A 23,867-nucleotide genomic window follows, 5' to 3' on the forward strand; every position below is an offset into this window, starting at 1 on the left:
CGGGTGGAGGGGGTCACAGAACCCCTCCCCGACGAAACTCAGCGACAACCGGCTCGTGGTCGATGGTGGGCGCCAGTTCAAACCGCGCATCGTCTCGAGCAACAGCTTGAGCCTTGCCGATCATGACGCGCGCTGCGGCTATGGCGCCGACAACCAGAACGATTACGAGTGAGAGCGACCAGGTCATGCCGGCTCCTTCTGCTTCTGGTCGTTCAGGAGAGCCGTGAAGACACTGATGTCGGTCTTGCGCGTTTGAACGGGGCGGAAGCCATGCGCCAAAAACCACATGTCGACGCCGACCTTGATGTACAGCGCGTCACTTGCGGCCTCGACGATCTCACCATCGGAGGCCATGAGGTGGTCACCCTCTTCCACCATGCTGAGTGCAGTGATCGTGTAGACGCGGCCGGCGACCAGTGCCGGATGGCTGTATCGATCGAACTTCTCAGGGAAACCGACGAAGACAACCTTCATGCCGACGTGCCAGGAGGAGTAGCTCATGCGAATGCGACCTCTTTGCCCCGTTTGTCATGCTCGACAAGCCGCAGCCGTTCGGCGGAGAAGTCGGGATATCGGCTCCAGGCATGAAGCTGGCGGCGCGCATCTTTGAGCGCTTCGGGACGCGGAATGGAGCCGCTGGTGCGCTTGGTCACGAGCGGATCGAATGCGATCGTCGTGATGTTGCGCCAGCCGTCGGCATGTACAATTTGGATTAGAAAGCGGTTCATGCTGCGGTCTCCGCAGCGGGGGCGAAGAAGTCCTCGGCCGTCAATTCGATGTCATTCTCGCGAGCATGGCGAAGGATAACCGCCGCGTCAGTCTGCGGGATGAACCCACCGGTGCCGCCGCGTTCCTTGGAGTACATCCAGCGATACACGCGGCTGACATGTTTGCCGGTGATCTGGGAGACAGTCTCAATGCCGACTTTGGCGATGACAGACCGGGCGGGGTCGAGGTGATCTTTGCTCATGTGCGCAATATTTGCGATTATCGCGAGTTTTGTCAACCTATCTTTGCGATCTTCGCGATAGGAAATTTTGCGAGCATCGCGAATATCAACCCATGAGCGATCCACAAGCAGGTATCCGAGACTGGTTGAACGAGCAGTTGCGCGCGAAGGGGCATGGCGCGAAGGGCAGGCTTGCGGCCTTCCTGAACGTCCGTCCTGACGCCGTGACCCGGATGGCAAACACTGACCCCAAGAAGGAAACACGCGAAATCCGCGCGCATGAGCTTGAGCTGATGCGCAAGTTCTTTACCGCCGCTGATGCTGTCGCCACCGACAACGAACCAGACGAGCCGACCAGCACGGTCGCGCTGATGGGCTTTGTCGGTGCGGGCGCGCAGATCGACCCCGAGTTTGAGCAGACCCCGCCGGAGGGCCTCGACCAGATCACGCTCCGCATTCCCCTGCCAGGCGACATGATCGCGTTCCAGGTCAAAGGCATTTCGATGTTGCCCCGCTATGACGAGGGCGACGTGATCATCGTCTGGCGCGAGCAGAAGCGCGGGACCGATTCATTCCTTGGTGAGGAAGCCGCGGTGCGGACGCGCGACGGCCGGCGCTTCCTCAAGACGATCCGGCGCGGCGCGCGCGGCTATACCCTCGAATCTTGGAACGATCATCCGATCGAAGACCAGGAATTGGAATGGGTGGGCGAGATCTACGTGACGATTCGCGCGAACCAGCTCCGCAGGATGACGAACCAAATCGAGCGCCAAGGTGGGGTGCAGGGTCAATTGAAGCTGAAAACTGCATGACCCGCCTGTCCGACCTCTCGACCGCGCAGATCCGCATGATGATCAAGCTGGATGACGGCTTTGCGCACGAGGACAGCGTCGGCCTCGAGCTGGAGCAGATCAAAGGCCACGAGCACACGACAGTCCACGTCCTCGTAAACCTAGGCCTGGTCGAGATGGTGCCGGGGCGCGGGATGCAGTTCTGGTTCCGGCTGACCGAGAAGGGCCGGAAGGTGCGCGAGGAAGGTCAAGCGTGAACCGGCACGATGGCTAGACGCACATCGGTCGGAAACCCGGCCCCGACTGATGTGTGCAAACCTCTTTCCTTATCAGAAAGATCCCTCACCGCCGCGGCGCCGCAGTAGTCTTGAATCTGCTCGACACCGATCCGAGCAAAAGCGCACTGCGTCCCAAGTTTTCGCCCACGCCTTGCGCCAGAGCATCGGGCGGCTGCAATCCTGACACGGCTTAGAAGGCAAATCGGACTTTCGGCGCATCTTCGGCATGACGGCGAAATGGCGCCGACGCGCTCGGCTCCAAGGGAGCTAGACCCCTTCCTTGACTTCGGCGAACCATTCCGCATACGGCGTGTTCTTCGCCAGCTTGCGTCCGTAATCGGGCGCTCCGTCGTCCCACCAGACCGGACCACGCTCGCCTAAAGCGACCTTTGCCTCGTCGACACGAGCCCGGGCGGCGCGCACAGCATCTTGGTCACCCGACCGCTGCCCCTGCCCGACATCGCGGCACGCAGCCATCAGATCCTGCGTGAACTGCTGGCGCTCGACCGGAGTTAGTGTCGGATTCGATTTGCGCCAAAGCCGGCCGTTGACGACGATGTAGCGTCCGTCCGGCGTTTCGAGCGGGCGGCTGTCCCCTGCCTCGCTCACCCTTCCGCCTTCATGTTCTTCGCGAGTTCCATGAGTTTTGCGCGATCGGTACCGCGCATCGCCACAAGGTCCTTGGCCTGATTAGGCGACAGATCGGTGTTCTCGACGAGGTGCTTGATTGCAGCCTCGCGCTCGTCGTCGGGGCTGGTCCACTCGTTGCGGTCTTCGGTCATTGGTGTCTCCTTCACGACGAAAACTGAACGAGTGGTGCTGTGTTCCAGCAAGCGGGCCTTGGCGCGTCCGGAACATTCCTCTCGATTACAAGTTCAAGCTTCGACAACCGCGCAGCCCCAGCCGGTGTCACCTTGGTCCCTTCGTGACATGGACCCTGGGCGGTCAGTAGCGATGTCCCCGCAGGCTTTGACCGCCCCACCACGCTTCATCGTGTTGGAGCGAAAAACTGTCTTCCAGCGTTTTCGAAGCATGAGCAGGATATGTCCCTCGCCGGCATCCTGCTAAAATGTGCTCGTGGCTGGGGCGCCGGGGCGGTGGGGATCTCTCAACAGCGGCCCGGCCGCATTTGACATCGTTTCAGTTCGACTGTGCAGGAGCACACGAAGAGCATGAATGCCAACGAAGAGTCCGTAGAGACGATCATTCAAATGGCGTTGGCGCACGGGCTGGTTGACGACATCATGGAAGAGATCACTGCGCAAGCCGACATCATTGACCTCGTTAACCGGCTTCTACTCGCCGACGCGATCGACATCGATCAAGCCGTTCGCTTCATCCAGTTGCTCTCCCGTGAATGAGCGAGCTGTCAGTCGAGCCGCAACCGGTTCGTGGAATTGCCTATTGCCGCGATCAGGACATTGCCGGCAACGTATGTCGCTGTGTTCTTGACAAGTCTCCCTCCGTAATTGGGCGCGCTATCAATCGTCGCCGCCAAACCCCATTCCAGCAGGGGCCGGCGACATTCGTATAAGGCGCGAGTCCTCTACCGCTGCCTGGCGGTGCTTCACCGCTTCCCGGTATTCAGGATCGCGTATCATAGACACGAAGGCTGCCACCGAGGGGTATTCGGCAATGAAACACGCATCCCACCGCTCCTCTGCCGCACCGATCAGCGTGAGCTCGAACCTGCCTCGCCAAACAATCCTGCCTCCCACCTTCTTGAGGATCGGGCCGGTGTCGCGGCCATAGGCTGCATAGGCTTCCGCTCCAGTAGCGATCCGCCCGTCCGGATATGCCGCCTGCTCTCGGAATCGGACGAGATTGAGCATGTGCACCGGGCCTTCGCGATCGTTTTCGCGGAAAGCAGCGAACGTTTCCTTTTCCGGATCTATGTAGCCAACCATTCGCTTCCTCCATGACGTGATTGATAGAGCCTACCTTACACCATCTCAGAAGCCCTCTTCCTCGGGATTTCCAAGTTCTGATGGATGGTGGGGGAGGGTTCCGGCCAAAGACCCCCCTACCCCCAGAAAGCCGGAAAAGGCCCTCCGAAGGCAGGGGGATCAGTGGCGCTGTCCTGACGGCTGGAGCCGGGATGGGACGCGCACCAGGACGCCTCTCGGCAATCCGTCCTCAGTTTCAGGCAGCACCGTAGGACTTTCGACCCCCGCGCTTGCGGCTTCACCTGCCTCGGATTTGCACCGGGTCGCCGCTTCGATGCGCATGGATACGCTCATCGCAAAACTGCCGTCAAACTAAATTTGCGATCTTCGCGATTATTGGCTTGACTATTTTTGCGATTATCGCGAATATCTCTCCATCAGCCACCCGCCACCCCGGCGAGGCTGGCACAGATGGAGAGCAGCGATGTCCGCACTTCGCACCACCGCAGAAGACCTGACTACGGCGCTGTCGTCTGCGACGTTCGGCGCGACCCCTGCTGTCCGCTGGGTCGAGGACCAAGAAACCAGCGAGCGCGTCGGCTGGATTCGCCAGACCGGGACGATATGGGAATGGCGCGCTGGCAATGAGGAAGGCTACGGCCGCGATCAGGCCGACTGCCTCGCCCGCATGGAAACGGCCATTGTTCGCCAACGCAAGTATGCCGAGATCGATGCCACTCGCCGTGCCGAGCTTGCCGCCCTGCCCGAGCCGCTGCGCACCCTTCGCCAGCGCGTCGATGCCGCAGCAGTTCAGGTCGCCATTGAAGAGGCGCGGACTGTCCTGCGCATCAACGACAAAGCCGCTGCCCAGCGCGCCTATGACGCTGCGGCCATGGAATACGAAGCCGCAGAGCGGCGCATGGCGGAGGCGGCATAGATGGCCAAGTTCACCGCCCGCACCACGCTCTCCCTCGCCGTCTGGGACGCAGGACCGGAGCACGAAGTCGATATGGTCGTGACGTTCACGGTCAATCCGGCTCGTCCGCAGACCGAGATTGATCCGGCCGAACCATCGTCTGTCGAGGACATCACGATCCGCCTGTTCAAAGACAAGGGTGCGACAGAGCTCTCTATTCCCGACTGGCAGCATGAGCTTTTCACCAACGACCGCGATTTCCGTGAATGGCTGATTTCCGAGGCTGCCGAGCAGATCGAGGATGCCAAAGTCGGTGCGGCTGAGGCGCGGGCCGACGACGCGAGGCTGGGCCTATGAATGCGCTCGCGAACTGGTCCGCCGCCCATCCGCTCCGCCTGATCGGCGCTGCGATCCTTCTCGTCTCTATTGTCGACAAGGGGCCGTGGGCATGAGCGAGCGCGCATACATCGAATGCGCCGTGTCTGCTCTTGAGGCTCCTAGCGAGCCCAGCACGGCCGGTCAGATCGAATACCGCATCCGCCAGACCTTCCGCACGCTCGCCGGCATCTACGGCCGCGAAGGCGCTCGCCTGCGGGTCATCGAAATCATGGAAGACGAAACCGCCAGGAGGCGCAATTGAGCACCGTGCATCAGATCCAGACCGACCCGCATTTCGAGAGCGTCGGCCAAGCCGCAAACCGCGTGGTGGCGAAGGCCGCCGCAGCGCGCAGCGATCCGTACGCGTTCTGGCGCGCGGGGCTCGACATGGGCAAGGGCCGGCAGTTGACCCGCGATCAGTCCAAGGAACTCGGCATCACGTCAGAGCCGCGGCCCGGCTTCTACCGCAAGCGGAACAAGAACGGGCCGGATATCCCGGTCGCGATCTGGCAGGACGAGCGCGGCATGTTGGCCGTGGCCGGCGGCCGCTCCGTCGATCCCGATGAGGTCTGGACGTGGTGCTGCTCGTGGCCGATCGAAGAAGCGACGTATCGTGCCATCGACGAAGGCGGCACCTGGTCGGACGAACCGCCTGTTGCCGATCCCGTCATCGGCCACAACTCGAGCGACGATCCGCACGAGGCGCTGTCGATCGAGTTCGCCGGCGAGCGCGAGCTTGCCGAGCAGTTCCTCAAGGCGCCGGTGAAGACGCAGGATCAGGCCGACCGCGCCGCGGTCTGGTCGAAGAAGCTGGCAACGGTCGCGAAGAAGGCGACCGATCTGCACAAGGTCGAGAAGCAGCCGAGCCTCGACGAGAGCCGCCGAGTCGACGACCGCTGGCGCGATTTGAAGGAAGAGCCCAAGGCGCTGTCGACCAAGCTCAAGCGCGCCTGCGACGACTTCCTGAACGAGCAGGCCCGCATCGAGGCTGAACGCCAACGCAAGGCGCGCGAGGAAGCCGACAGGGCCCGGCGGGAAGCTGAGGAAGCCGCGCGTGCCGCGTCGGCCGATGACGAGGCGGCGAAGGCTGAGGCCGAACGTCTCCGGCGCGAAGCTGAGCAGGCCGAACGTGATGCCCAGGCGCGCAATGCGCAGGCCGGCCGCACCGGCGCCAAGGTCGCGCTCCGCACCTTCGTCTCCGCGGAGATCACCGACTACGAAGCGCTCGTCATGGCGCTCAAGGATCGTGACGAGGTCCGTGAGGTCATTCAGTCGCTCGCCAACCGCGCCGCTAAGTCGGGCGTGCCGCTCGCCGGCATGAAAATCCACGAAGAGAAGAGGGCCGCCTGATGAACGCCGTCACAAAGACCGAGGCCGCACGGCCATCCCTCATCGCCATGATGGCGTCCAAGCACAACATGGACCCGGAGCAGTTCGCGAGGACCGTCCGCGCGACCGTCATGCCGGCGAACCATACGAACGAGCAGTTCGCCGCATTGATGCTCGTCGCGCAGGAATACGACCTCAACCCGATCGTGAAGGAAATCTACGCCTTCCCGGCCAAGGGCGGCGGCATCGTGCCGATCGTATCGATCGACGGCTGGATCAATCTTGTGAACTCGCATCCGCAGAGCGATGGATTCGAATTCGAGTTCGAGCACGACGAGGACAAGAAGCTGGTCTCCTGCACCTGCCGAATGTTCCGCAAGGATCGCAGCCGGCCGGTGGCGGTCACGGAATACCTCGCCGAGTGCAAGCGCAGCACCGATCCGTGGAAGATGGAACACCGGATGCTCCGCCATAAGGCGATGATCCAGGCCGCGCGCCTCGCCTTCGGCTTCTCCGGCGTCTACGACGACGATGAGGGCGCGAAGATCGCCGAGATGCGGGACGTGACCCCGGCAAGCCCGCCCTTGCCTCCGAAGCCCCCGGCGCCGCCTGCTGCGCAGATCGACCACGACGCGCAGACCGGCGAGATCATCGACGACGCTGAGATCGTGCGCGAGACGGGCGAAGCCACGTCGGCGCTAACCGCGCGCGAGGACGACTTCGACGCGACGGCGTTCTTCGAAGAGCTGGAAGCCTCGCTCGGCGCCGAGACGACCGCCGAAGGCGTAGAGGAACGCTGGGACGAGTTCGACCCGCTGGCAACCTTCGACGGCGACGAGACAAACCAGTCGATCGCGCTCGCCATCAAGAAGCGCCGCCTCAAGACCATCGGAGGCGAGCATGGGCAAGCATGACGCTCCGCTGTTTAAGATGCTGATTGAGGGCGGCCGCCTCGTTCCGGCTACAGCCTTCGATGCCGAGCGCCTGGACAGCTATCGACGCGGCACCCGCGTCAACGTCCGCTTGACCGAAGAGAAGGACCGCGTGCTCGTCCGCAAATGGTGGGCCGTGCTCGGTCTCGTCGTGAAGCAATGCGACGTGCCTTGGACGAACAAGGAACAGGCCAGCGAGGCGATCAAGCTCGCGCTCGGCATCGTCAATCTGACGAAGACCGTCGGCGGCAAGTTCATGCAATACCCGAAGAGCCTGACCGAGCTCGATGATCCCGAGCTGCAGGAAGCCGTCGATCAAATGATGGCGCTGATCGAGCGCATGACCGGCATCGATCCCGACACGCTGCGCAAGGAAGCGGCCGACGTCGGCGCCGATGAACACGAAATCTCGTCGGATGCCCCCTCGTCCGATGAGAACGGCAGCGGCGATCCCGCCCCTCAAAACGCCGCTGCCGGCGAATCCTCCTCCCAGGAGAGCGGCCAGAGCGAAGAGGCCGGAGGCGACAATGCGCCGGCCTTAGAGCCTGCTGATCCGGTCACGACTGAGTTGATGCGCGAGTGCGTCGACAACATGCTCCGCGCCGCCACCGAAGATGAGAAGGCGAAGCGCGAGGAACGAACGTCCGCCGCCTACACGGCATGGCTCAAGGAGCTTCCGGCACACGAGGCGTTCGTCAAGCGCGTGTTCGAGACGTGCTGCCGGCTTCTGGAAGACCCGTCGAACGTCGACACGGCCCGCAAGTATCTGATGGCGAAGGTGGCGTGATGGCTGACCGTCCGATCCTTTTCAGCGGTCCCATGGTCCGCGCCCTGCTCGCAGGGACCAAGACGCAGACGCGGAGGGTACTTTCGAACGACAAGCATGCCAGCTTGTTCAACGGTCAATGGGCCGACAGCTATGTTCTGGATCCGGGTAACGCGGGCTGGCGCGAACGCGAGGTTCGCTTCGCTGAGGGCGATCGCCTCTATGTCCGCGAGGCGTGGCGGAGCGATGCTGCCTATGACGACCTCTCGCCTGCTGCCATGGGCGGCGATGAGCCGATCCGCTACGAAGCCGACGGCGCACACCAAGCATGGGGCTATCCGGCCATCTCGAAGCCCGGCCGCTTCCGCCAAGGCATGCACATGCCCCGCTGGGCGAGTCGCCTGACGCTGATCGTCACCGAGGTGCGCGTGCAGCGGTTGCAGGAGATCATCGAGGCGGATGCAATTGCGGAGGGCGTCGAATGCTGGAGCGAGCCGGGCCTAGTGTCTTGGCGCGTTGACGACGCCATGTCCTTCGTGGGTGCGGTCGATGCGTACCGCCTGCTTTGGGATAGCCTCAACGCCGATCGCGGCTACGGCTGGTCGGCGAACCCGTGGGTCGTCGCCTACAGCTTCACCGTCCATCTCGGCAACATCGACCAGATCGGGAGGGCATCATGAACCCGCTGGCCTGGTTCTTCATCATCATCGACCGCAGGAAGGCCGCACGGCGCTATGCGGAGGCCGTGAGGCGCTATCATGTGATCGCCGGGCAGATTGAGGGCCGCAAGGCTGCGCGCCGCGCATGGAAGTTCCTTGAGGGCGAATTGGCCTCTTGCCGCCGCACGATGCTTGAATGCGAGATCGTCATGCGCCGGAAGGCAGGTGCGTGATGCCACGCAAGGTGAAGGAGTGGATCGGAAAGACGCCCGACGCGAAAGTCCCGCCGCGCGTCCGCCTGCGCGTCCTGCGAGCCTATGACGGCTGCTGCTATCTGTCCGGCCGGCCGATCGCGCCAGGCGAGCCGTGGGAACTCGAGCACAAAGTCGCTCTAATCCTCGGAGGCGAGCACCGCGAATCCAATCTCGCGCCCGCGCTTGCCGAGTTCCACAAGGCCAAGACCGCGGCCGAGATGAAGGTGAAGGCGAAGACCGACGCCCTTGCCAAGAAGCATCTGCGCATCGTCGACGACGGCCCGAAGATGCAGGGCCAGCCCTTCGCCACCACGAAAACCCGCGCCGAGAAGAAGGCCAAGGCAGCCGACAAGCTGCCCCTGCCCGCTCGGCAGCGCCCGCTTTATGGAGCCGCCCGATGAATGCGACTGCCTACACCCCGCGCACTTTGGCGGAGCGCTGGAACTGTTCAGAACGCCATGTGCGCAACATGATCGCCGATGGCGAATTGCCAGCTTTCCGTCTCGGCGGCAAACTGCTTCGCATCAGGGGCGAAGACGTGGAGAAGATCGAATGCCAGAGTGGCGCATCAGCCGACTGCGTGGAGAGTTCTGCATCACCTGGACAGATGCCGGCGGCGTCCGCCGACGTTATCGACTTGGCACTGACGACCGCCAAGAAGCGGAGCGCCGCGCCCCGGCTCGATACGCAGAGCTCACGCGTCCGGTCGGCACGACGGTAGCGGACCTGTGGGAAGGATATCGGCTCGACAAGGCTGGCCGCTCTATCGCTGAGACCATGAAATACACATGGAAGGCGATAGGGCCGTGGTTTGGTGAGATCGAAGCGACCGACATCACCACAGCCGATTGCCGGGCCTATACCGCGGGGCGCCGTAACGCCGGGCGCAGCGACGGGTCAATCCACACGGAGCTCGGTCACCTGAGATCAGTCCTCGTATGGGCCTGGAAAGAGCGGATGATACCGCATGCGCCGCACATCGAGCGGCCGACCAAGCCAGAGCCGAAAGAAGGCTACCTGACGAAGGACGAGGCGGCGAAGATGCTTGCCGCCGCGACCGCGCCGCATGTCGCATTGGCGATCATGCTGATGATCGGCACAGGCGCGCGCAATGAAGCCGCGATGCAGCTCACCTGGGACCGGGTCGATTTCGAGCGAGGCATGATCCATCTGCGCAACCCGTTCGACAAGTCGCGGCGGAAGGGCCGAGCATCCGTCCCGATGAACGACCGGCTGCGCGCCGCACTGCAGACTGCCAAGCAGGGCGCGCTGACGCCATACGTCATCGAGTGGGCGGGCGGCCCGGTGAAGTCGATCCGCAAGGGCATAAAGACCGCCGGCGACGCCATTGGGCGGCCCGATGTGTCACCGCATATGCTCCGGCATTCTGCCGCGGTTTGGCTGGCGGAAGACGGTCACGACATGAATGAGATCGCGCAGTTCCTCGGCCATGACAATCCACGCATCACGTTTCGGGTTTACGCCCGCTATTCTCCCGGCCACCTGCGTAAGCTCGCGACATCATTGGAATTCTGATTTACGAAGTGCGCTTTGGCACAGTGAACCTGCCAAACGTGAACGAAACGGGAAAACATGCCGGAAAAGACCCTTTTACGAAGGGTGCGTTTCCCGGCTTTCCGCGGGTTTCAGTGCAGCCCACGAAGTTTACACCGAAGATGTCGGCGGTTCGAGCCCGTCATCGCCCACCATGTTTTCCAACTCCTTAGCCAGCACGTTGCAATTTCCTGCCACGAAAACCGCCATGAAAACGGAGCGCATTCGTGGCAGTGGGTGGTGACGAAGCGAGCGCGCAACTTAAATAGCGCTGTAGCAAGCGGAGCCGCCTGCCTTGCTCAGACTTTGAGGATAGGCACTTCGGCAATGCGGGTGGTGTATCTTGGCGTCCTCATATCGGCTCTGAGGTGCCAGCTTTTGTCGCTGAATCCCTCGCTCGCCAGGACCAGGGATTTGCGGCCGAAACGGTCGTTCACCGCATCGAGGGCATCCATGAGTTTCTGCGGTCGCGGCCGAAATCGAAGAGCATTGTTGGTGCATTCTCTGGGCTGAAAAGGTCGTCCAGCATGACACCCGCTTCTTCGAAGCGTGGCGCTTCGGCACGCCGGGCTAGTGCGGGTTTGTGTGGTAGAAAACTGTCAACGTGCCCGCGACCAAGCCATGGCATCGCAGCTCGGCTGCTCAAGTGGCATGAGCTGTGATTGCCCCGGAGCATCGTGTCTAGCTCGGTGATGGGCATTCCGGGTGATCTAGTGACGGCCATGCCTTTCCGCTGTGGTTCCACGTCCTCAAGGTCGAGGCAGCGAATACCCTGGAGTTCGGCAACGGTCCTTTCGAGAACGACCGTGCCGACCTTCCTGGCGAGTTCGCGGGGCATGGCGGCAAGCTGGACGACTGTGACAACGCCGTGGACGGCAAGTTTTGTCACTGTGCGGCTGCCGACGCCCCACACTTCGCCGACTGCTATTCGCTGCATGCAATTGGTGCGAATTCGCTCATCCATGAAGTCTGCTACGCCGCCGAACACTGGGTTCTTTTTGGCAGCGTGGTTTGCGAGCTTCGCAAGGGTCTTCGTCGGCCCGATGCCTACACAGGCCGGGATTCCAGTCAGGCGGCGCACGGTGGCGCGCATCTTGGTCGCGTGATCAAGCATGCGGGAGCCGAAACCGGACAGGTCAACGAATGTTTCATCGATCGAATAGACTTCGACGGCTGGACTTAAGCTATTGATGGCATCCACCACACGGCGGCTCATGTCGCTGTAAAAAGTGTAATTGCCGGATAGAACGCGGATTCCGTACTGCCGAACCTTGTTCCTGAAATGGTGCAAGCGCTGCCCCATGCCAACAACGCCTTGGCCTCGGCACTCCTGGCGACTGCGCAGCCGTGGTTGTTGGACAATACGACGACGGGGATTCCTTGGAGTCGCGGGTCGAAGACCCGTTCGCATGAGACATAATAATCAATGCCGTCGATCAGCGCTAGCGGGTCGGGCATGTCAGTCAACCGGGCAACTGCGGCAGATCTCCGCAACAACGCCCCAAACCTCCGTGTTCTCGTCTACCAAGATGGGTTCGCAGCCCCGACCCCTGGCCTTGGGCACGAGCCAGATGCGGCCTTCTCTGCGTTCGGCGACTTTGACGGTCAACACATCCGTCAACGATAGCGACGACGATGCGGCCGTGACGGAGCTTGCCTGCACGGTCTACGGCGACAAAATCGCCATCCACAATCCCAAGATCCATGAGGCTGTCGCCGCTTACGCGCCAATACGTGAATGCTTCATGGCGGACAATCCAGCCGAATGGGTCGATACTATCTTCAAAGTCGTCGCCTGCGGGGCTGGGGAACCCGGCAGGAACGGATATCGAGACGAAGCGATATTCGCGACGATGAATTAGAGTCGAGATGGTGACGGGCGACAACAACATCGCTAGAACATAACGTGAGCACAGATATGCTGCCGAGCCGGAATCAGGTTGACGCTGGGACGATGCGATTCAGGCGACGATAGACATGACGGCAATGGCGACGAAAAGGCCGATCATCACGCGAACATCACGATGGCAGCGGGTAGCAGCCAGCTGGATGCCTCTGAATACTCCACCAGGAACGACCTTTTGCGCGCCATGCTGGGTCTGTGGAAGGTGTGCTCCGACCGGCGCCTATGCCTCGTCGTCCGGCCAGTAAAATCTGCTCATTCGTCGCCTCGGTCCAAACGACATCGGGCATGTGATTCGCTACGGACTAATTCCGTCCGGGTATAAAATTACTCCATCAGAGAGCTTGTTCTGATAAACATTTTCACTTGAAATTGAGATCTAATAGATCAAAATGTCTATTCTCAATAAACGCCTATCAGCTACTGTATTCTCAGCGTTGGGGATAAAGCAATGGTCGAGTTACGTCTTGCTATGTCGGTTCCAGCCCCTGTCATCGCCATCTCTGATGAGGAGTTGGTGCTCGACAGAAGGTTTGTCGATTCGATGCAACCTTATATCCATAACTGGGTATGGTCCGATAGATCGCTTTATGCACCAAGTCGCTCCCATTATACCGCACGTTAAGTCATATGAGTTTCGTGATTTATATTTCGGTATCAATGTATTGAATAAGGATTCCGTCGTACTTTTAAGTAGTTTTGGAAGATATTACGTCGAAATTCTCTCTGGCGACAATGACGTGGGTATTTTGCCTCGAAATTTGATCAAATCTCTGCCCTGCCCCGTTGTGTATAATATTGAGTTTACACATCGCGACAAGCAATCGAATAACCATCTAGAAGCCATTTCCATTATGCGAACGATCGTCCGAGCTGGGCGAATTGGTCTGAAAAGAATTGAGAGAAGGCAAGCATTTTTTGCTTCGGCCGGTGTCCAGATGAACGGCTATTCGGCGTATGACGCATATCGCTTCTCAAGATTTGAATGATGTGGTGCATATGCACGGTCCAATTTGCGATCGAAGGGAACTGATGCCGATTATGCGAAGTAATGCGAATATATTCGTAAGTTGCGATCTTATTCTGAACAGTCTAGCACATATCTCGAGACGCTCGCCTGCGGCGACCCTATCGTGGGATTCAACAATAGGATGTGGGCCCGATTAGAAGCAACCTCCGGTGGAGGCTGGCATGTTCCGGCGGGAAATATCTCAAAGTTGGCCCTTGAAATTGGCCGCTTGCATCGAACCAGAGGCGAGATCGTCAAAGCATCCGCCAGAGGTTTGGCTTTTTCTTCATCATGACCGTTATTAGAAGTTTAATTGTTGACTATTGGATCTCACTTCCAGAGGTACGCTATGATACATATATTGTTGCGTCTGCTCATTTTTGTATCTTTTATCGGCACCGCAGCTGGTGCATCCCTGCCGTTTGAATCAAAAGTGATTCAGTCTGGCCATAGCCTGACCGATCCCATTCCTTGGGTTCTCGAGAGAATGATCAAGGAAGCAAGCGGAAAGGATGCGGTGATTGCTAAATCCACCGTCCCGGGAAGTCCTATGGACTGGCGCTGGAACAACGCTCCTGGATACGGTGCGCCCGATGCCCGCAAGAACATCGGAAATTATGACGTCTTGGTAATAACTGAGCGCGCTCCACTCTCGGGAACAATGCCTTGGCACAATTCGGAGGCCGAGGCACTGCGCTGGGTTAATCACGCCTGGAACAATGGCAACGGTGGCCTTGGGGCGCTGGTATATCTTTATGCCACATGGGTCCCAATAAATAGTGGCCCTCATAGCGAGAACCCTCATAACGATCCTGAAGCGCACATCCCATTCAGAGATAGACTTCCACTCGAGTGGGAAAGATGGGAGCGAATTGCAGACTACGTTAACGCTAACCGAACATTAGAAACGCCTTCCATGAAAGTGATTCCGGGACCTTTGGTTTTAGCGAAAGTTTACGACGATATTGCATCCGGGAATGCGCCGGGACTGTCAAATATTGCGGATCTTTTTTTCGATGACATTCACTTAAATGACTCTGGCGCATACCTGATCACCCTCGCGCATTTCGTAAGCCTTTATGGCACCGACCCCCGCGGCCTAAGTAATGATCTAGGCCAGACAAAGCCACCATCGGCTGAAACGGCGGCGTGGATGCAGGAGCTCGTCTGGCAAGTTATAAGTGAGTATAAGGGGAAATAACCGACGCTCTTAGCTAGAAAGCGACTGAAGGACTAGGATATGGATGCAATTGTTTCGGAGCAACTGGCCCGTGTCGTCCTACCAGTCGACAAACTTGAACATTTGTGGACGTTCGAACCCAGCACTGCATCGCTGCTGTGGAAGTTACGGCGAAGCTGGCGGTTTGCTCGCAGACTAACTACACGACCTGCACATCACGTCTTAAAGCCTGTATTTCAAGCGCCGAGATGGAACGTTTATTTCATATTTTCTCTCCAAGGAGAATTATCGCCATCTCATCACTATTCGTTAAAGTCGCTTCGATCCTCGGGCGTGCCACTACTGGTTATCGTCGCGACGCGCAACTTGGAGACAATCCCCCCGGATTTGGCATTATTAAGTGACGCGCTTATTTGGAAGAATCTGTCCGGGTATGATTTCTCCGCATACCGGATCGGACTGGAGCAGATAGCTCGAACAGTTCCACATGCTGATATTCTGATTATGAACGATTCAGTTTTTGGTCCATTCGGAGATATAGAGAAGCTGGTCGCCGCCGCTCCTTGGCGGGTCACGGGATTTACATCCTCGGCCGTTATCGAAAATCACATCCAGTCATATGCGTATATACTGAAGTCGTTTGACGCAGTCTTGCTAGATAATTGCAGTACGGTCATGCTTCCTAATCATGCCTTCGACCGGGCGGGCGACGTCATCTTGTGTCAGGAATGTCAGTTTGCCCGCATCGCGGCTCACCATGTCAGCGTCGGAAGCTTCTGGCATGGTGCTGCCGACAGAGACCTGGACCCAATGCTGAACCTGCCTCTGGAATTGATCGATGCGGGAATGCCGTTCATGAAAAAATCGCTTTTCGGAAAGATGAAATCATTTCAGAACAGCGAAATTATGCAAAGGAAACTGATCGAACTTGGGCACCCTCCCCACTCCTTGATCTGAAAAATCACTGATGGGCTACGCGCTGGAAGGTCCCGCGAAAACAACGCGCTATACAGCAACCTGAGCGATCAGGCTGCTCTCATTTTGCCCCTTCGCGCCCACGATCTGTTCAGCCTCAGCCAGAAGTTCGACAGCGAGAGTGGCGGGCTGGTTCCTTAAAATGCGCAGTGTTTCTTGGCGACCTTCGTAATCGAGAACTAGCGGAGATTTTTTTAGGAACGGAAAACCGAGTTCCCGCGTCGTATACTCTGGTAGCGCATAGCTTATGCCGGTTCTAGCGATCGCATTCAGAATGAATTTTACTGCATCTGTCCGCCAATCCGCGGACTTTGGAGAATTGGCAAGAAATGCGGTCCGCGCTGCGCTGAGCTCCGGTTCCTGAGGAATGATCAGTGCGCGGACGAGTTCTAAGAGGCGATCATCCGACATAGTTTCGATGTGATCCCCGATACCATCCATTGCCAGCATGGTGCCGTGGCTATGCCCCCGGCTGATCAGAAGTTGCGAAAGCCCAACTTCCCCGCGTCGCACGGTCTGAACTTTGTCGTTCGTAATTTGTAAACGATCCCAAAAAGCCCAAAACGCATCGTCTCGCAGCACATTTTTCCCGAAGCTCAGCGCATAGGAACAGTAGTGAAAGTGGGGCCGGTCCGTAGCATACGACCATAAGAACGAGTGGAATTCGTTGGGAGGGACTGGCGCGAGGCCCAAATTTGATGCTGCGCCAGCAAAATCCACGCCCAGAAGCGATACACTGTCAATCCAGTCTCGACTGCTCGCTATCGGGAACCAAGTTGAATCGTTCAGCAGGACCAGTTGATCCAGTGCTCCACGCGAACCCGCAATATGCCGGATGGCATCTTGGTATCCGCCAAAATCATAACCGATATTGGGCCTTTCGATAATGCATGCAGTCTTTGGGAGCAGCAAGTCGATGTCAGATCGAGATAGAGCTAAGTTGGATACGACAACGACCGAAAAACCCTTTTCTTCTAGGTAAGAGATCGATCTTAGATGGGAAGGCTTAAGAGCCCATTTCGGATAAATCAAAAAGATGGCTATCTTGCTACCGAGCATATTTCGGCCCGGATTCATCTTAACTTGTCGCCTGCCAAACCATCGATACGAGAGTGTTGTCGAGAATGGCTGAATATGTTGCTCCGAGATTCCCCGCCAGCGCCAATATGCGTATCGCAAAACGCGTTTCATCCAATAAATGACCGATTAAGATGACAATACAGAACAGGGACTGTGCTTTTCGCATGATATGAAATCAAGTAGTTAATTGTGGCTAGGGATTGAGGTCGAAAGACCATTGTTATTGGCCGGTTTAAAGCGATGGCTGACATGATGACGGTACCGCCGGAAAACGGCGATCATCGCGCACATGGCGACAGCCGCGCATGGAAGGGATGTCAGTCGCGGCGGGCGTTCTTCAGGGATCGCAGCCCCTTCCCCGGAGCCGCGAACTCATCGGCAAGAAGCGATTTAGGCTTGATCTCAGGCGTTTCGCGCAGCGCCCGGGCACGGTCAAGAAGTTCGCGGCCACGCATCTTCCACTCAAGGAGACAGGTTCGACGGTGACGGGAAACCTGCCCCCGGAGCGGGGTGAAGCCGAAGCCCGGATCAACATGAGCTTCAAAGAACGCAGTCAGTTCTGCGTCTTCTGCAATCATGGTGTCGCGGCCAAGGTAGCTGCACCAAGGCATACCTGGTGCACGGACACGGTACGACGGATGGCCTTCTTCCATTTCAGTGCAACCCACCCAGCCCTTGGCCCCGGGTTCCCATCGAGCCCATTCTGCATGCTCGCGGCCAATGGCGCGGCCGACCACATAGCGACGGAGCGCATGATGCGCCACCGAGTCTGGCTTCGTTATCGTGCGCCTTGATTACGCCGGCTTCCGGTCGCGTTTGCGATCCGCCTCCTGCTTTGCATGTTTCGTGGCCTCGGCGGTGTAGTCGATTGCGTCACCATCATCGGCAAGCTCAGGATCGGCTGAACTACTCCCCGATCCCTGGACAGATTTCGGCGTGACTTAAGCTACTGTTTGCACCTGCTGATCGGTTTCGATGCTGTTGAAGTAGACCACGGCGGGCGGCTGTCCGCCATGGGCGTGTGGCCGCTGCTTTCGCGACAAAAAATCGTTGGCCACAGCCAACTCCCCGATCTTGGCGTGCAGCGCCCAAACGGTCTCCTCGTCAACCTCAGCAGTCTTCTTGCCGCCCCGCTTGAAGATGTCCGCCGCACCGTCAAGCAGCGCCTTCTTCCACTGGTGGATCATCGTTGGGTGCACTCCATATTCGGCGGCCAGTTCCGACACGGTCCGCTCGCCCTTCACGGCTTCCGGCGCCACGCGAGCCTTGAAGCCCGCGTCATGGTTCCTGCGTTTGCGCATGTTCTGATCTCCTCGTCATTGGAGATCAGCAGACGTCAGATCGTAGCTTCCGTCACCGTCAGATTTCTGGGGAGTTGCTCAGAGTTCGAACGCAGCAGGAAATGAACCCGAGGGTGTCCACGAAACTCGGGGCTATTCACTAGCCTATCGGGTATCCGATATCAGACCTTCCGCTTCCGCCCCCTACGCAGCCGTGATGCGATTCTCATCGGCGCACTAGGGCAGAACGACGCTTCGTCCCAAGGCGCTTGTTCCGTGTAGCGCATAGCGGCAAAGGAGCAGGAAATCTGCAAGATGGGTTGACAGAGGGAGTATCGGGCGCTCAAGCTTGGGCCGTCACCAGGGGTGTCCCGACAAGGGGCTGAGATACTGCTGGGCCGCAAGGCAGCGCAGGGACCCGACGAACCTGATCCAGTTCATACTGGCGTAGGGACGGTGCGGATGCCTTGCTGTCGGCGACAGATCAACGTTCCGGGCATTCATTCCTCCTTCCAGTCCGTGCTGGGTCTCCAACGCGCGTTGCGAGGAGCCTCACATGTCCGATACCTCACCCAAGGTCACCACCGGCCCGCTGCCGGCCTCGACCAAGATTTTCCGGCCCGGCGCGGTCCACGCTGATATCCGCGTGCCGATGCGCCAGGTCGCCGTGCATCCGAGCGCCGGCGAGCCACCGGTGACGGTCTACGATTCGTCAGGGCCCTATACCGATCCGTCAGTCGACATCGCCATCGAGCGCGGTCTGCCACGGCTGCGCGAGACATGGTTCGCCGCGCGCGGCGATGTCCAGACGTACGAAGGGCGGCACGTGCAGCCGGCGGATAACGGCTTCGTCTCGGCGAACGGACTGACGCCGGAGTTCCCGGTTCGGCATCATCCGAGGCGCGCCGTCGGCGGCAAGTCCGTCAGCCAGATCGCCTATGCTCGAGCCGGCATCGTCACGCCCGAGATGGAGTTCGTCGCCATCCGCGAGAATCTCGGCCGCGCGGAACTGAAGCAGAGGCTCCTGCGCGACGGCGAGAGCTTCGGCGCCGCCATCCCCGATCACGTCACACCGGAATTCGTGCGCGACGAGGTGGCGCGCGGGCGGGCGATCATCCCCGCCAACATCAACCATCCCGAACTGGAGCCGATGGCGATCGGTCGAAACTTTCTCGTCAAGATCAATGCCAATATCGGCAATTCGGCCGTCACCTCCTCGATGGCAGAGGAGGTCGAGAAGATGGTCTGGGCGATCCGCTGGGGCGCCGATACCGTGATGGACCTGTCGACCGGACGCAACATCCACAACATCCGCGAATGGATCGTCCGCAACAGCCCGGTGCCGATCGGAACTGTGCCGATCTACCAGGCGCTGGAGAAGGTCGGCGGCGTGGCCGAGGACCTTACATGGGAGCTCTTCCGCGACACGCTGGTCGAGCAGGCCGAGCAAGGGGTGGACTATTTCACGATCCACGCCGGCGTGCGCCTGGCGCATATCCCCCTCACGGTGGATCGCGTCACCGGAATCGTCTCGCGCGGCGGCTCCATCATGGCCAAATGGTGCCTCCACCACCACCGGGAGAGTTTTCTCTACGAGCATTTCGAGGAAATCTGCGAGATCGCGCGCGCCTATGACGTCTCCTTCTCGCTCGGCGACGGGCTGCGCCCCGGCTCGATCGCCGACGCCAACGATGCCGCGCAGTTCGCCGAGCTGGAGACGCTGGGCGAGCTGACGCAGATCGCCTGGAAACACGATTGCCAGGTGATGATCGAGGGCCCCGGCCATGTGCCGATGCACAAGATCAAGGAGAACATGGACAAGCAGCTTGCCGTCTGCGGCGAGGCACCCTTCTACACGCTCGGGCCGCTGACTACCGACATCGCGCCGGGCTACGACCACATCACCTCCGGGATCGGCGCTGCAATGATCGGCTGGTTCGGCACGGCGATGCTCTGCTACGTCACGCCGAAGGAGCATCTGGGCCTGCCCGACCGCGACGACGTCAAGACCGGCGTCATCACCTACAAGATCGCTGCCCATGCCGCCGACCTCGCCAAGGGTCACCCTGCAGCGAGGATCAGGGACGACGCGCTCAGCCGGGCACGCTTCGAGTTCCGCTGGGAAGACCAGTTCAACCTCTCACTCGATCCCGACACGGCGCGCGCCTTCCATGACGAGACCCTGCCGAAGGAGGCGCACAAGGTGGCGCATTTCTGCTCGATGTGCGGGCCGAAATTCTGCTCCATGAAGATCAGCCACGACATACGCGACGCCGCCCGCGCCGAGGCCGGCATGGCTCAAATGGCGCAGAAATATCGCGAGGGCGGCGATCTCTACATGCCTGCCGGGGAGACGTCGGAGTGACGATGCGGACTCCTGGGCGTGTCCTCGTGCGAGGCGGCGGCGTGGCGGGGCTGTGCGCCGCCCACGAACTCCACGCACACGGCTTCGCGGTGGAGCTCGTGGAGCGGCAGGCGGAAGTCGGTGCGGGCGCGTCAGGACTCGCCGGCGGCATGCTGGCGCCGTACTGCGAGCGCGAGTCTGCGCCTGAGGACGTGCTGCGGCTCGGCCGCCATGCCTCCGATTGGTGGAACGCGGTGCTGCCAGGCCACGTCGTCTGCGCAGGAACGCTGGTCGTCGCGCCACCACGCGACGCGGGCGAGCTTGCGCGCTTCGCCGCGCGCACGGAGGGATACGAATGGCTCGACGAAGCAGGCATCGCCGCGCTCGAACCGTCGCTCGAGGGGCGCTTTCGAAAGGGGCTGTTCTTCCGCGAGGAGGCGCATCTCGACCCGCGCGCCGCGCTTCTTGGCTTGTCCGGGAGGCTGAAGGCGCAGGGCGTGCGCCTTCATTTCGGTGCCACGGAGCCGCCGACCGGTCGCTTCGACCATGTCGTGGACTGCACGGGCGCGGCGGCGATCGGCGCCGTGCCCGGCCTGCGGGGCGTGCGCGGTGAGATGCTGTGTCTGGAAACCGCGGAGGTCGCGCTGGCGCGCCCGGTCCGGCTTCTGCATCCGCGCCACCCGCTCTACATCGTGCCGCGTGGCGGCGGGCGTTTCATGGTTGGAGCAACGATGATCGAGAGCGACGATGCCGGGCCGATTTCCGCCCGCTCGCTGATGGAGCTGCTGAACGCGGCCTACGCTCTGCACCCGGCCTTCGGCGAGGCTCGGCTCATCGAAGCGCGCGCCGGCATCCGCCCGGCCTTTGACGACAATCTGCCGCGCGTGATCCGCGATGGCGGCACCATCTTCGTCAACGGCTTCTACCGGCACGGCTTCCTGCTTGCCCCCGCCACGGCGCGGCAGGCGGCCCACCTCATGCAAAGGAAAGCGGCATGAAGACACTGATCATAAACGGCGAGACGCAGCCAATGGAGGCCCGCACGCTGGCCGAGCTGCTGTGTCAGCTCGATTATGACGCCGCCTGGCTCGCCACCGCGGTCAATGGCGAGGTCGTCCTCCGCGACGCGCGCGCGAGCTTCGATCTGCGAGAAGGCGATCGGATCGAGATCCTCTCGCCCATGCAGGGAGGCTGACATGCTCGACCTGTACGGCACGGCAGTCTCGTCGCGCCTGCTGCTCGGCACGGCGCGCTATCCTTCGCCTGCCATCCTCGCGGACGCCGTGCGCGCTTCGGGCGCAGAGATCGTCACCGTCTCGCTGCGGCGCGAGACGGCGGGCGGCAAGGCAGGCGGCGCCTTCTTCGCGCTGATCCGAGACCTTGGCGTGCGCGTCCTGCCCAACACGGCAGGCTGCCACAGCGCAAAGGAAGCCGTGACGACGGCGCGGATGGCGCGCGACCTGTTTGGCACGAACTGGATCAAGCTCGAGGTGATCGGCCATCACGATACGCTCCAGCCCGACGTCTTCGCGCTGGTCGACGCCGCCCGCACCCTCTGCGACGACGGCTTCGAGGTGTTCCCCTACACGACCGACGACCTCGTCGTGGCAGAGCGGCTTCTCGAAGCCGGCTGCAAGGTGCTGATGCCGTGGTGCGCGCCGATCGGTTCGGCCGCAGGGCCTATCAATCCGGTCGCGCTGCGGGCCATGCGGACGCATTTCCCGGACGTGCCGCTGATCGTCGATGCCGGTCTCGGCCGCCCCTCCCATGCGGCGGCGGTGATGGAGCTCGGCTACGACGCGGTGCTGCTGAACACGGCGGTGGCGCTGGCCGGAGATCCGGTTGTGATGGCGAAGGCCTTCGCTACGGCCATCGACGCGGGACGGAAAGGATTCCAGGCCGGCCTGCTTTCGCCGCGCGACATGGCCGAGCCTTCCACGCCCATCATCGGAAGGGCGGTGTTCTCGTGAAGCTCGACCCCTTCTACCTTATCGTCGACAGCGCCGAGTGGATCGCCCGGCTCGTGCCGCTCGGCGTGAAGCTGGTGCAGCTCCGCATCAAGGACAGCGACGAGGCGACACTGCGCGCGGAAATGCGCGCAGCAAAGGCGATCTGCGCGGCGAATGGCTGTGCGCTCGTCATCAACGACCACTGGCGGCTCGCCATCGAGGAAGGCGCGGCGTGGGTGCATCTCGGTCAGGAGGACCTGGCCGACGCCGATCGCGACGCCATCCGGCGCGCCGGGCTGAAGCTCGGCCTCTCCTCGCACGACCATGCCGAGCTCGAGGTCGCGTTGGCCGCAGAACCGGACTATGTCGCGCTCGGACCGATCTACCCGACCATCCTCAAGGAGATGAAATGGGCCCCGCAGGGCGTCAAGCGGCTCGGGGAATGGAAGCGCCGCATTGGAACCCTGCCGCTGGTGGCGATCGGCGGGCTGAGGCCGGAGCGGCTGGCCGGCGTGTTCGACAATGGTGCCGACAGCGCCGCCGTCGTGACCGACATCACGCTCAATCCAGACCCGGAAGCGCGCGTGCGCGAATGGATCGCGGCGACAGCGCGCTGGCGCTAGGTCGGCCGCCAAAGCGCGTGGAAATGATGCAGCGGGCCTCGGCCCTTGCCGACCCGCAGGTCGCCGCTCGCCGCCAGCGCGGCGTGCATATAGGCCTTCGCCGCGCGAACGCTGTCTTCCACGCCGCGCGACGGCAGCAGGGCAGCTATGGCGGCCGAAAGCGTGCAGCCCGTGCCGTGGTCGTTCTTCGTGTCGATGCGCGGCGCGGCGAGCTCGATCATGCGTCGCCCGTCATGCAGCAGGTCGACGCTCTCGGCCGAACCTTCCAGATGCCCACCCTTGAGCAGCACCCATTGCGGGCCGAGGCGATGAAGCTCGCCCGCCCGCAGGCGCATCTCGTCCAGCGACCAGCACGGATCTGCGCCAAGCAACACGGCCGCCTCCGGCAGGTTTGGCGTGACCACGGTGGCGAGCGGCACCAGCAGGTCTCGCACTGCCGCAACTGCCTCGGGGTCGAGCAGATGATGCCCGCTCTTCGCTACCATCACCGGGTCGAGCACGACATTGGCGACGGCATGGCGGCGCAGGCGTCCGGCGATCGCCTCCGCGATGCCCGCGTTGGCGACCATGCCGATCTTCACCGCATCGATGCGCACATCTTCCAGCACCGCATCGATCTGCTCGGCCACGAAGGCAGGCTCCAGCGCCACGAACGAGCGCACCCCTTGCGTGTTCTGCGCCACGACCGCCGTGATCGCCGATGCGGCGTAGGCGCCGAGCGCGGAGAAGCTCTTGATGTCGGCCTGGATGCCAGCGCCACCGGAGGGGTCTGTGCCGGCAATGGTCAAAACATTGATTGGGAAGGTTTGCATGTTCAGCCCTTTTGGGGCCG

Annotated in this window: 36 protein-coding genes and 1 riboswitch; of the genes, 20 read left to right on the forward strand and 16 right to left on the reverse strand. The window is 60.9% G+C overall.

Features of this window, described 5'->3' with window-relative positions:
* Nucleotides 1-13: 13 nt before the first annotated feature.
* From ALII_RS22635 to ALII_RS0104025, 4 genes are read right to left on the reverse strand one after another with little or no spacing between them, the layout of a single operon-like run.
* A complete protein-coding gene (locus ALII_RS22635; RefSeq protein ID WP_161632235.1) occupies nucleotides 14-187 on the reverse strand; it encodes a hypothetical protein in 174 nt (57 codons plus the stop codon).
* Nucleotides 184-501, reverse strand: coding sequence for a hypothetical protein (locus tag ALII_RS0104015; RefSeq protein ID WP_024586043.1), 318 nt, complete (start codon nucleotides 499-501; stop codon nucleotides 184-186). The genes ALII_RS22635 and ALII_RS0104015 overlap by 4 nt, the downstream gene beginning before the upstream one ends.
* Entirely contained in the window at nucleotides 498-728 is a 231-nt protein-coding gene (locus ALII_RS0104020) for a hypothetical protein (protein WP_024586044.1), read from the reverse strand. The genes ALII_RS0104015 and ALII_RS0104020 overlap by 4 nt, the downstream gene beginning before the upstream one ends.
* Entirely contained in the window at nucleotides 725-1,075 is a 351-nt protein-coding gene (locus ALII_RS0104025; RefSeq protein WP_244437287.1) for a hypothetical protein, read from the reverse strand. Before ALII_RS0104025 ends, ALII_RS0104020 begins: the two co-directional genes overlap by 4 nt.
* On the opposite strand from ALII_RS0104025, the gene ALII_RS0104030 reads away from it, so the two are divergent.
* Complete coding sequence (locus ALII_RS0104030) at nucleotides 1,063-1,761, forward strand: S24 family peptidase (RefSeq protein ID WP_152529532.1); 699 nt, start codon at nucleotides 1,063-1,065, stop codon at nucleotides 1,759-1,761. The genes ALII_RS0104025 and ALII_RS0104030 overlap by 13 nt on opposite strands.
* Nucleotides 1,758-1,997 carry a hypothetical protein gene (locus tag ALII_RS0104035; RefSeq protein ID WP_024586047.1) on the forward strand — a complete coding sequence of 80 codons (240 nt, stop codon included), beginning with the start codon at nucleotides 1,758-1,760 and terminating at the stop codon, nucleotides 1,995-1,997. The genes ALII_RS0104030 and ALII_RS0104035 overlap by 4 nt, the downstream gene beginning before the upstream one ends.
* 72 nt (nucleotides 1,998-2,069) lie before the next feature.
* Here ALII_RS0104035 and ALII_RS21790 read toward each other — a convergent pair whose 3' ends face one another.
* Genes ALII_RS21790 through ALII_RS22825 form a run of 3 tightly spaced genes read right to left on the reverse strand, consistent with a single transcriptional unit; the run spans nucleotide 2,070 to nucleotide 2,800 of the window.
* Complete coding sequence (locus tag ALII_RS21790; protein WP_081718884.1) at nucleotides 2,070-2,246, reverse strand: DUF2256 domain-containing protein; 177 nt, start codon at nucleotides 2,244-2,246, stop codon at nucleotides 2,070-2,072.
* A gap of 39 nt (nucleotides 2,247-2,285) precedes the next feature.
* Complete coding sequence (locus tag ALII_RS0104040; protein WP_024586048.1) at nucleotides 2,286-2,627, reverse strand: hypothetical protein; 342 nt, start codon at nucleotides 2,625-2,627, stop codon at nucleotides 2,286-2,288.
* Nucleotides 2,624-2,800 (reverse strand): hypothetical protein, encoded by a 177-nt coding sequence (locus ALII_RS22825; RefSeq protein WP_173401392.1) that lies wholly within the window; start codon nucleotides 2,798-2,800, stop codon nucleotides 2,624-2,626. The genes ALII_RS0104040 and ALII_RS22825 overlap by 4 nt, the downstream gene beginning before the upstream one ends.
* A gap of 390 nt (nucleotides 2,801-3,190) precedes the next feature.
* Here ALII_RS22825 and ALII_RS0104050 point away from each other — a divergent pair, with 390 nt between their 5' ends.
* Nucleotides 3,191-3,379, forward strand: coding sequence for a hypothetical protein (locus ALII_RS0104050; protein WP_152529533.1), 189 nt, complete (start codon nucleotides 3,191-3,193; stop codon nucleotides 3,377-3,379).
* Between the two features lie 120 nt (nucleotides 3,380-3,499).
* Here the strand turns inward: ALII_RS0104050 and ALII_RS0104055 are convergent, their stop codons facing one another.
* A complete protein-coding gene (locus ALII_RS0104055) occupies nucleotides 3,500-3,925 on the reverse strand; it encodes a DUF1330 domain-containing protein (protein WP_024586050.1) in 426 nt (141 codons plus the stop codon).
* 463 nt (nucleotides 3,926-4,388) lie between these two features.
* Between ALII_RS0104055 and ALII_RS21530 the strand changes: the two genes are divergently transcribed.
* The 10 genes from ALII_RS21530 to ALII_RS0104100 all read left to right on the forward strand — a co-directional run bounded on the left by ALII_RS21530 (nucleotide 4,389) and on the right by ALII_RS0104100 (nucleotide 10,674).
* The gene (locus ALII_RS21530; RefSeq protein WP_051375764.1) at nucleotides 4,389-4,841 is read left to right on the forward strand and encodes a hypothetical protein; all 453 of its coding nucleotides are present in this window, start codon (nucleotides 4,389-4,391) and stop codon (nucleotides 4,839-4,841) included.
* Nucleotides 4,842-5,177 carry a hypothetical protein gene (locus ALII_RS21535; RefSeq protein ID WP_051375765.1) on the forward strand — a complete coding sequence of 112 codons (336 nt, stop codon included), beginning with the start codon at nucleotides 4,842-4,844 and terminating at the stop codon, nucleotides 5,175-5,177.
* 91 nt (nucleotides 5,178-5,268) lie between these two features.
* The gene (locus ALII_RS0104065; RefSeq protein WP_024586051.1) at nucleotides 5,269-5,460 is read left to right on the forward strand and encodes a hypothetical protein; all 192 of its coding nucleotides are present in this window, start codon (nucleotides 5,269-5,271) and stop codon (nucleotides 5,458-5,460) included.
* A gap of 5 nt (nucleotides 5,461-5,465) precedes the next feature.
* Complete coding sequence (locus tag ALII_RS0104070; protein WP_244437296.1) at nucleotides 5,466-6,548, forward strand: hypothetical protein; 1,083 nt, start codon at nucleotides 5,466-5,468, stop codon at nucleotides 6,546-6,548.
* Nucleotides 6,548-7,441, forward strand: coding sequence for a recombinase RecT (locus ALII_RS0104075; protein ID WP_024586053.1), 894 nt, complete (start codon nucleotides 6,548-6,550; stop codon nucleotides 7,439-7,441). Before ALII_RS0104070 ends, ALII_RS0104075 begins: the two co-directional genes overlap by 1 nt.
* Nucleotides 7,428-8,246 carry a hypothetical protein gene (locus ALII_RS21540; protein WP_024586054.1) on the forward strand — a complete coding sequence of 273 codons (819 nt, stop codon included), beginning with the start codon at nucleotides 7,428-7,430 and terminating at the stop codon, nucleotides 8,244-8,246. Before ALII_RS0104075 ends, ALII_RS21540 begins: the two co-directional genes overlap by 14 nt.
* Nucleotides 8,246-8,905 carry a hypothetical protein gene (locus ALII_RS0104085; RefSeq protein WP_024586055.1) on the forward strand — a complete coding sequence of 220 codons (660 nt, stop codon included), beginning with the start codon at nucleotides 8,246-8,248 and terminating at the stop codon, nucleotides 8,903-8,905. Before ALII_RS21540 ends, ALII_RS0104085 begins: the two co-directional genes overlap by 1 nt.
* Nucleotides 8,902-9,117 carry a hypothetical protein gene (locus ALII_RS0104090; protein WP_024586056.1) on the forward strand — a complete coding sequence of 72 codons (216 nt, stop codon included), beginning with the start codon at nucleotides 8,902-8,904 and terminating at the stop codon, nucleotides 9,115-9,117. The genes ALII_RS0104085 and ALII_RS0104090 overlap by 4 nt, the downstream gene beginning before the upstream one ends.
* The gene (locus ALII_RS20995) at nucleotides 9,117-9,539 is read left to right on the forward strand and encodes a hypothetical protein (protein WP_024586057.1); all 423 of its coding nucleotides are present in this window, start codon (nucleotides 9,117-9,119) and stop codon (nucleotides 9,537-9,539) included. The genes ALII_RS0104090 and ALII_RS20995 overlap by 1 nt, the downstream gene beginning before the upstream one ends.
* 151 nt (nucleotides 9,540-9,690) lie before the next feature.
* The gene (locus tag ALII_RS0104100) at nucleotides 9,691-10,674 is read left to right on the forward strand and encodes a site-specific integrase (RefSeq protein WP_024586058.1); all 984 of its coding nucleotides are present in this window, start codon (nucleotides 9,691-9,693) and stop codon (nucleotides 10,672-10,674) included.
* 317 nt (nucleotides 10,675-10,991) lie between these two features.
* Here ALII_RS0104100 and ALII_RS23050 read toward each other — a convergent pair whose 3' ends face one another.
* The 4 genes from ALII_RS23050 to ALII_RS21800 are packed head-to-tail and all read right to left on the reverse strand — an operon-like array spanning nucleotide 10,992 to nucleotide 12,584.
* Nucleotides 10,992-11,147: a DUF4113 domain-containing protein gene (locus ALII_RS23050; RefSeq protein ID WP_244437289.1), complete on the reverse strand. Its 156-nt coding sequence runs from the start codon at nucleotides 11,145-11,147 to the stop codon at nucleotides 10,992-10,994.
* Nucleotides 11,126-11,995 carry a hypothetical protein gene (locus ALII_RS21000; RefSeq protein WP_244437290.1) on the reverse strand — a complete coding sequence of 290 codons (870 nt, stop codon included), beginning with the start codon at nucleotides 11,993-11,995 and terminating at the stop codon, nucleotides 11,126-11,128. The genes ALII_RS23050 and ALII_RS21000 overlap by 22 nt, the downstream gene beginning before the upstream one ends.
* The gene (locus ALII_RS23265; protein WP_348265976.1) at nucleotides 11,905-12,150 is read right to left on the reverse strand and encodes a hypothetical protein; all 246 of its coding nucleotides are present in this window, start codon (nucleotides 12,148-12,150) and stop codon (nucleotides 11,905-11,907) included. The genes ALII_RS21000 and ALII_RS23265 overlap by 91 nt, the downstream gene beginning before the upstream one ends.
* A gap of 5 nt (nucleotides 12,151-12,155) precedes the next feature.
* Complete coding sequence (locus ALII_RS21800) at nucleotides 12,156-12,584, reverse strand: S24 family peptidase (RefSeq protein ID WP_244437292.1); 429 nt, start codon at nucleotides 12,582-12,584, stop codon at nucleotides 12,156-12,158.
* Nucleotides 12,585-13,965: 1,381 nt separating this feature from the next.
* Here ALII_RS21800 and ALII_RS22265 point away from each other — a divergent pair.
* Both ALII_RS22265 and ALII_RS0104120 read left to right on the forward strand, forming a co-directional pair.
* Nucleotides 13,966-14,805 (forward strand): hypothetical protein, encoded by an 840-nt coding sequence (locus ALII_RS22265; RefSeq protein ID WP_152529535.1) that lies wholly within the window; start codon nucleotides 13,966-13,968, stop codon nucleotides 14,803-14,805.
* Between the two features lie 39 nt (nucleotides 14,806-14,844).
* Nucleotides 14,845-15,741, forward strand: coding sequence for a hypothetical protein (locus ALII_RS0104120; RefSeq protein WP_152529536.1), 897 nt, complete (start codon nucleotides 14,845-14,847; stop codon nucleotides 15,739-15,741).
* Nucleotides 15,742-15,789: 48 nt separating this feature from the next.
* On the opposite strand, the gene ALII_RS21805 is transcribed toward ALII_RS0104120, so the two are convergent.
* The 3 genes from ALII_RS21805 to ALII_RS0104135 all read right to left on the reverse strand — a co-directional run bounded on the left by ALII_RS21805 (nucleotide 15,790) and on the right by ALII_RS0104135 (nucleotide 18,140).
* Complete coding sequence (locus tag ALII_RS21805) at nucleotides 15,790-16,818, reverse strand: rhamnan synthesis F family protein (RefSeq protein ID WP_024586061.1); 1,029 nt, start codon at nucleotides 16,816-16,818, stop codon at nucleotides 15,790-15,792.
* A 338-nt stretch (nucleotides 16,819-17,156) separates the two neighbouring features.
* Complete coding sequence (locus ALII_RS22270; protein WP_152529537.1) at nucleotides 17,157-17,603, reverse strand: hypothetical protein; 447 nt, start codon at nucleotides 17,601-17,603, stop codon at nucleotides 17,157-17,159.
* A gap of 177 nt (nucleotides 17,604-17,780) precedes the next feature.
* Nucleotides 17,781-18,140, reverse strand: coding sequence for a transposase (locus tag ALII_RS0104135; RefSeq protein WP_024586063.1), 360 nt, complete (start codon nucleotides 18,138-18,140; stop codon nucleotides 17,781-17,783).
* A 331-nt stretch (nucleotides 18,141-18,471) separates the two neighbouring features.
* A riboswitch (TPP riboswitch) is annotated at nucleotides 18,472-18,591 on the forward strand.
* Nucleotides 18,592-18,675: 84 nt separating this feature from the next.
* On the opposite strand from ALII_RS0104135, the gene thiC reads away from it, so the two are divergent.
* From thiC to ALII_RS0104160, 5 genes are read left to right on the forward strand one after another with little or no spacing between them, the layout of a single operon-like run.
* On the forward strand, nucleotides 18,676-20,484 hold the full coding sequence (gene thiC / locus ALII_RS0104140; protein ID WP_024586064.1) for a phosphomethylpyrimidine synthase ThiC: 1,809 nt from the start codon (nucleotides 18,676-18,678) through the stop codon (nucleotides 20,482-20,484).
* Between the two features lie 2 nt (nucleotides 20,485-20,486).
* Nucleotides 20,487-21,461 carry a glycine oxidase ThiO gene (gene thiO, locus ALII_RS0104145; protein WP_029660189.1) on the forward strand — a complete coding sequence of 325 codons (975 nt, stop codon included), beginning with the start codon at nucleotides 20,487-20,489 and terminating at the stop codon, nucleotides 21,459-21,461.
* Nucleotides 21,458-21,658: a sulfur carrier protein ThiS gene (thiS, locus tag ALII_RS0104150; RefSeq protein WP_024586066.1), complete on the forward strand. Its 201-nt coding sequence runs from the start codon at nucleotides 21,458-21,460 to the stop codon at nucleotides 21,656-21,658. The genes thiO and thiS overlap by 4 nt, the downstream gene beginning before the upstream one ends.
* A gap of 1 nt (nucleotide 21,659) precedes the next feature.
* Nucleotides 21,660-22,433: a thiazole synthase gene (locus ALII_RS0104155; protein ID WP_024586067.1), complete on the forward strand. Its 774-nt coding sequence runs from the start codon at nucleotides 21,660-21,662 to the stop codon at nucleotides 22,431-22,433.
* Nucleotides 22,430-23,035 carry a thiamine phosphate synthase gene (locus ALII_RS0104160; protein ID WP_024586068.1) on the forward strand — a complete coding sequence of 202 codons (606 nt, stop codon included), beginning with the start codon at nucleotides 22,430-22,432 and terminating at the stop codon, nucleotides 23,033-23,035. Before ALII_RS0104155 ends, ALII_RS0104160 begins: the two co-directional genes overlap by 4 nt.
* Here ALII_RS0104160 and thiD read toward each other — a convergent pair.
* Entirely contained in the window at nucleotides 23,032-23,847 is an 816-nt protein-coding gene (thiD, locus tag ALII_RS0104165; RefSeq protein WP_024586069.1) for a bifunctional hydroxymethylpyrimidine kinase/phosphomethylpyrimidine kinase, read from the reverse strand. The two genes, ALII_RS0104160 and thiD, sit on opposite strands and share 4 nt — an antisense overlap.
* Between the last annotated feature and the right edge of the window lie 20 nt (nucleotides 23,848-23,867).

This window comes from Aliihoeflea sp. 2WW (assembly GCF_000497755.1).
Classification (GTDB): Bacteria; Pseudomonadota; Alphaproteobacteria; order Rhizobiales; family Rhizobiaceae; genus Aliihoeflea.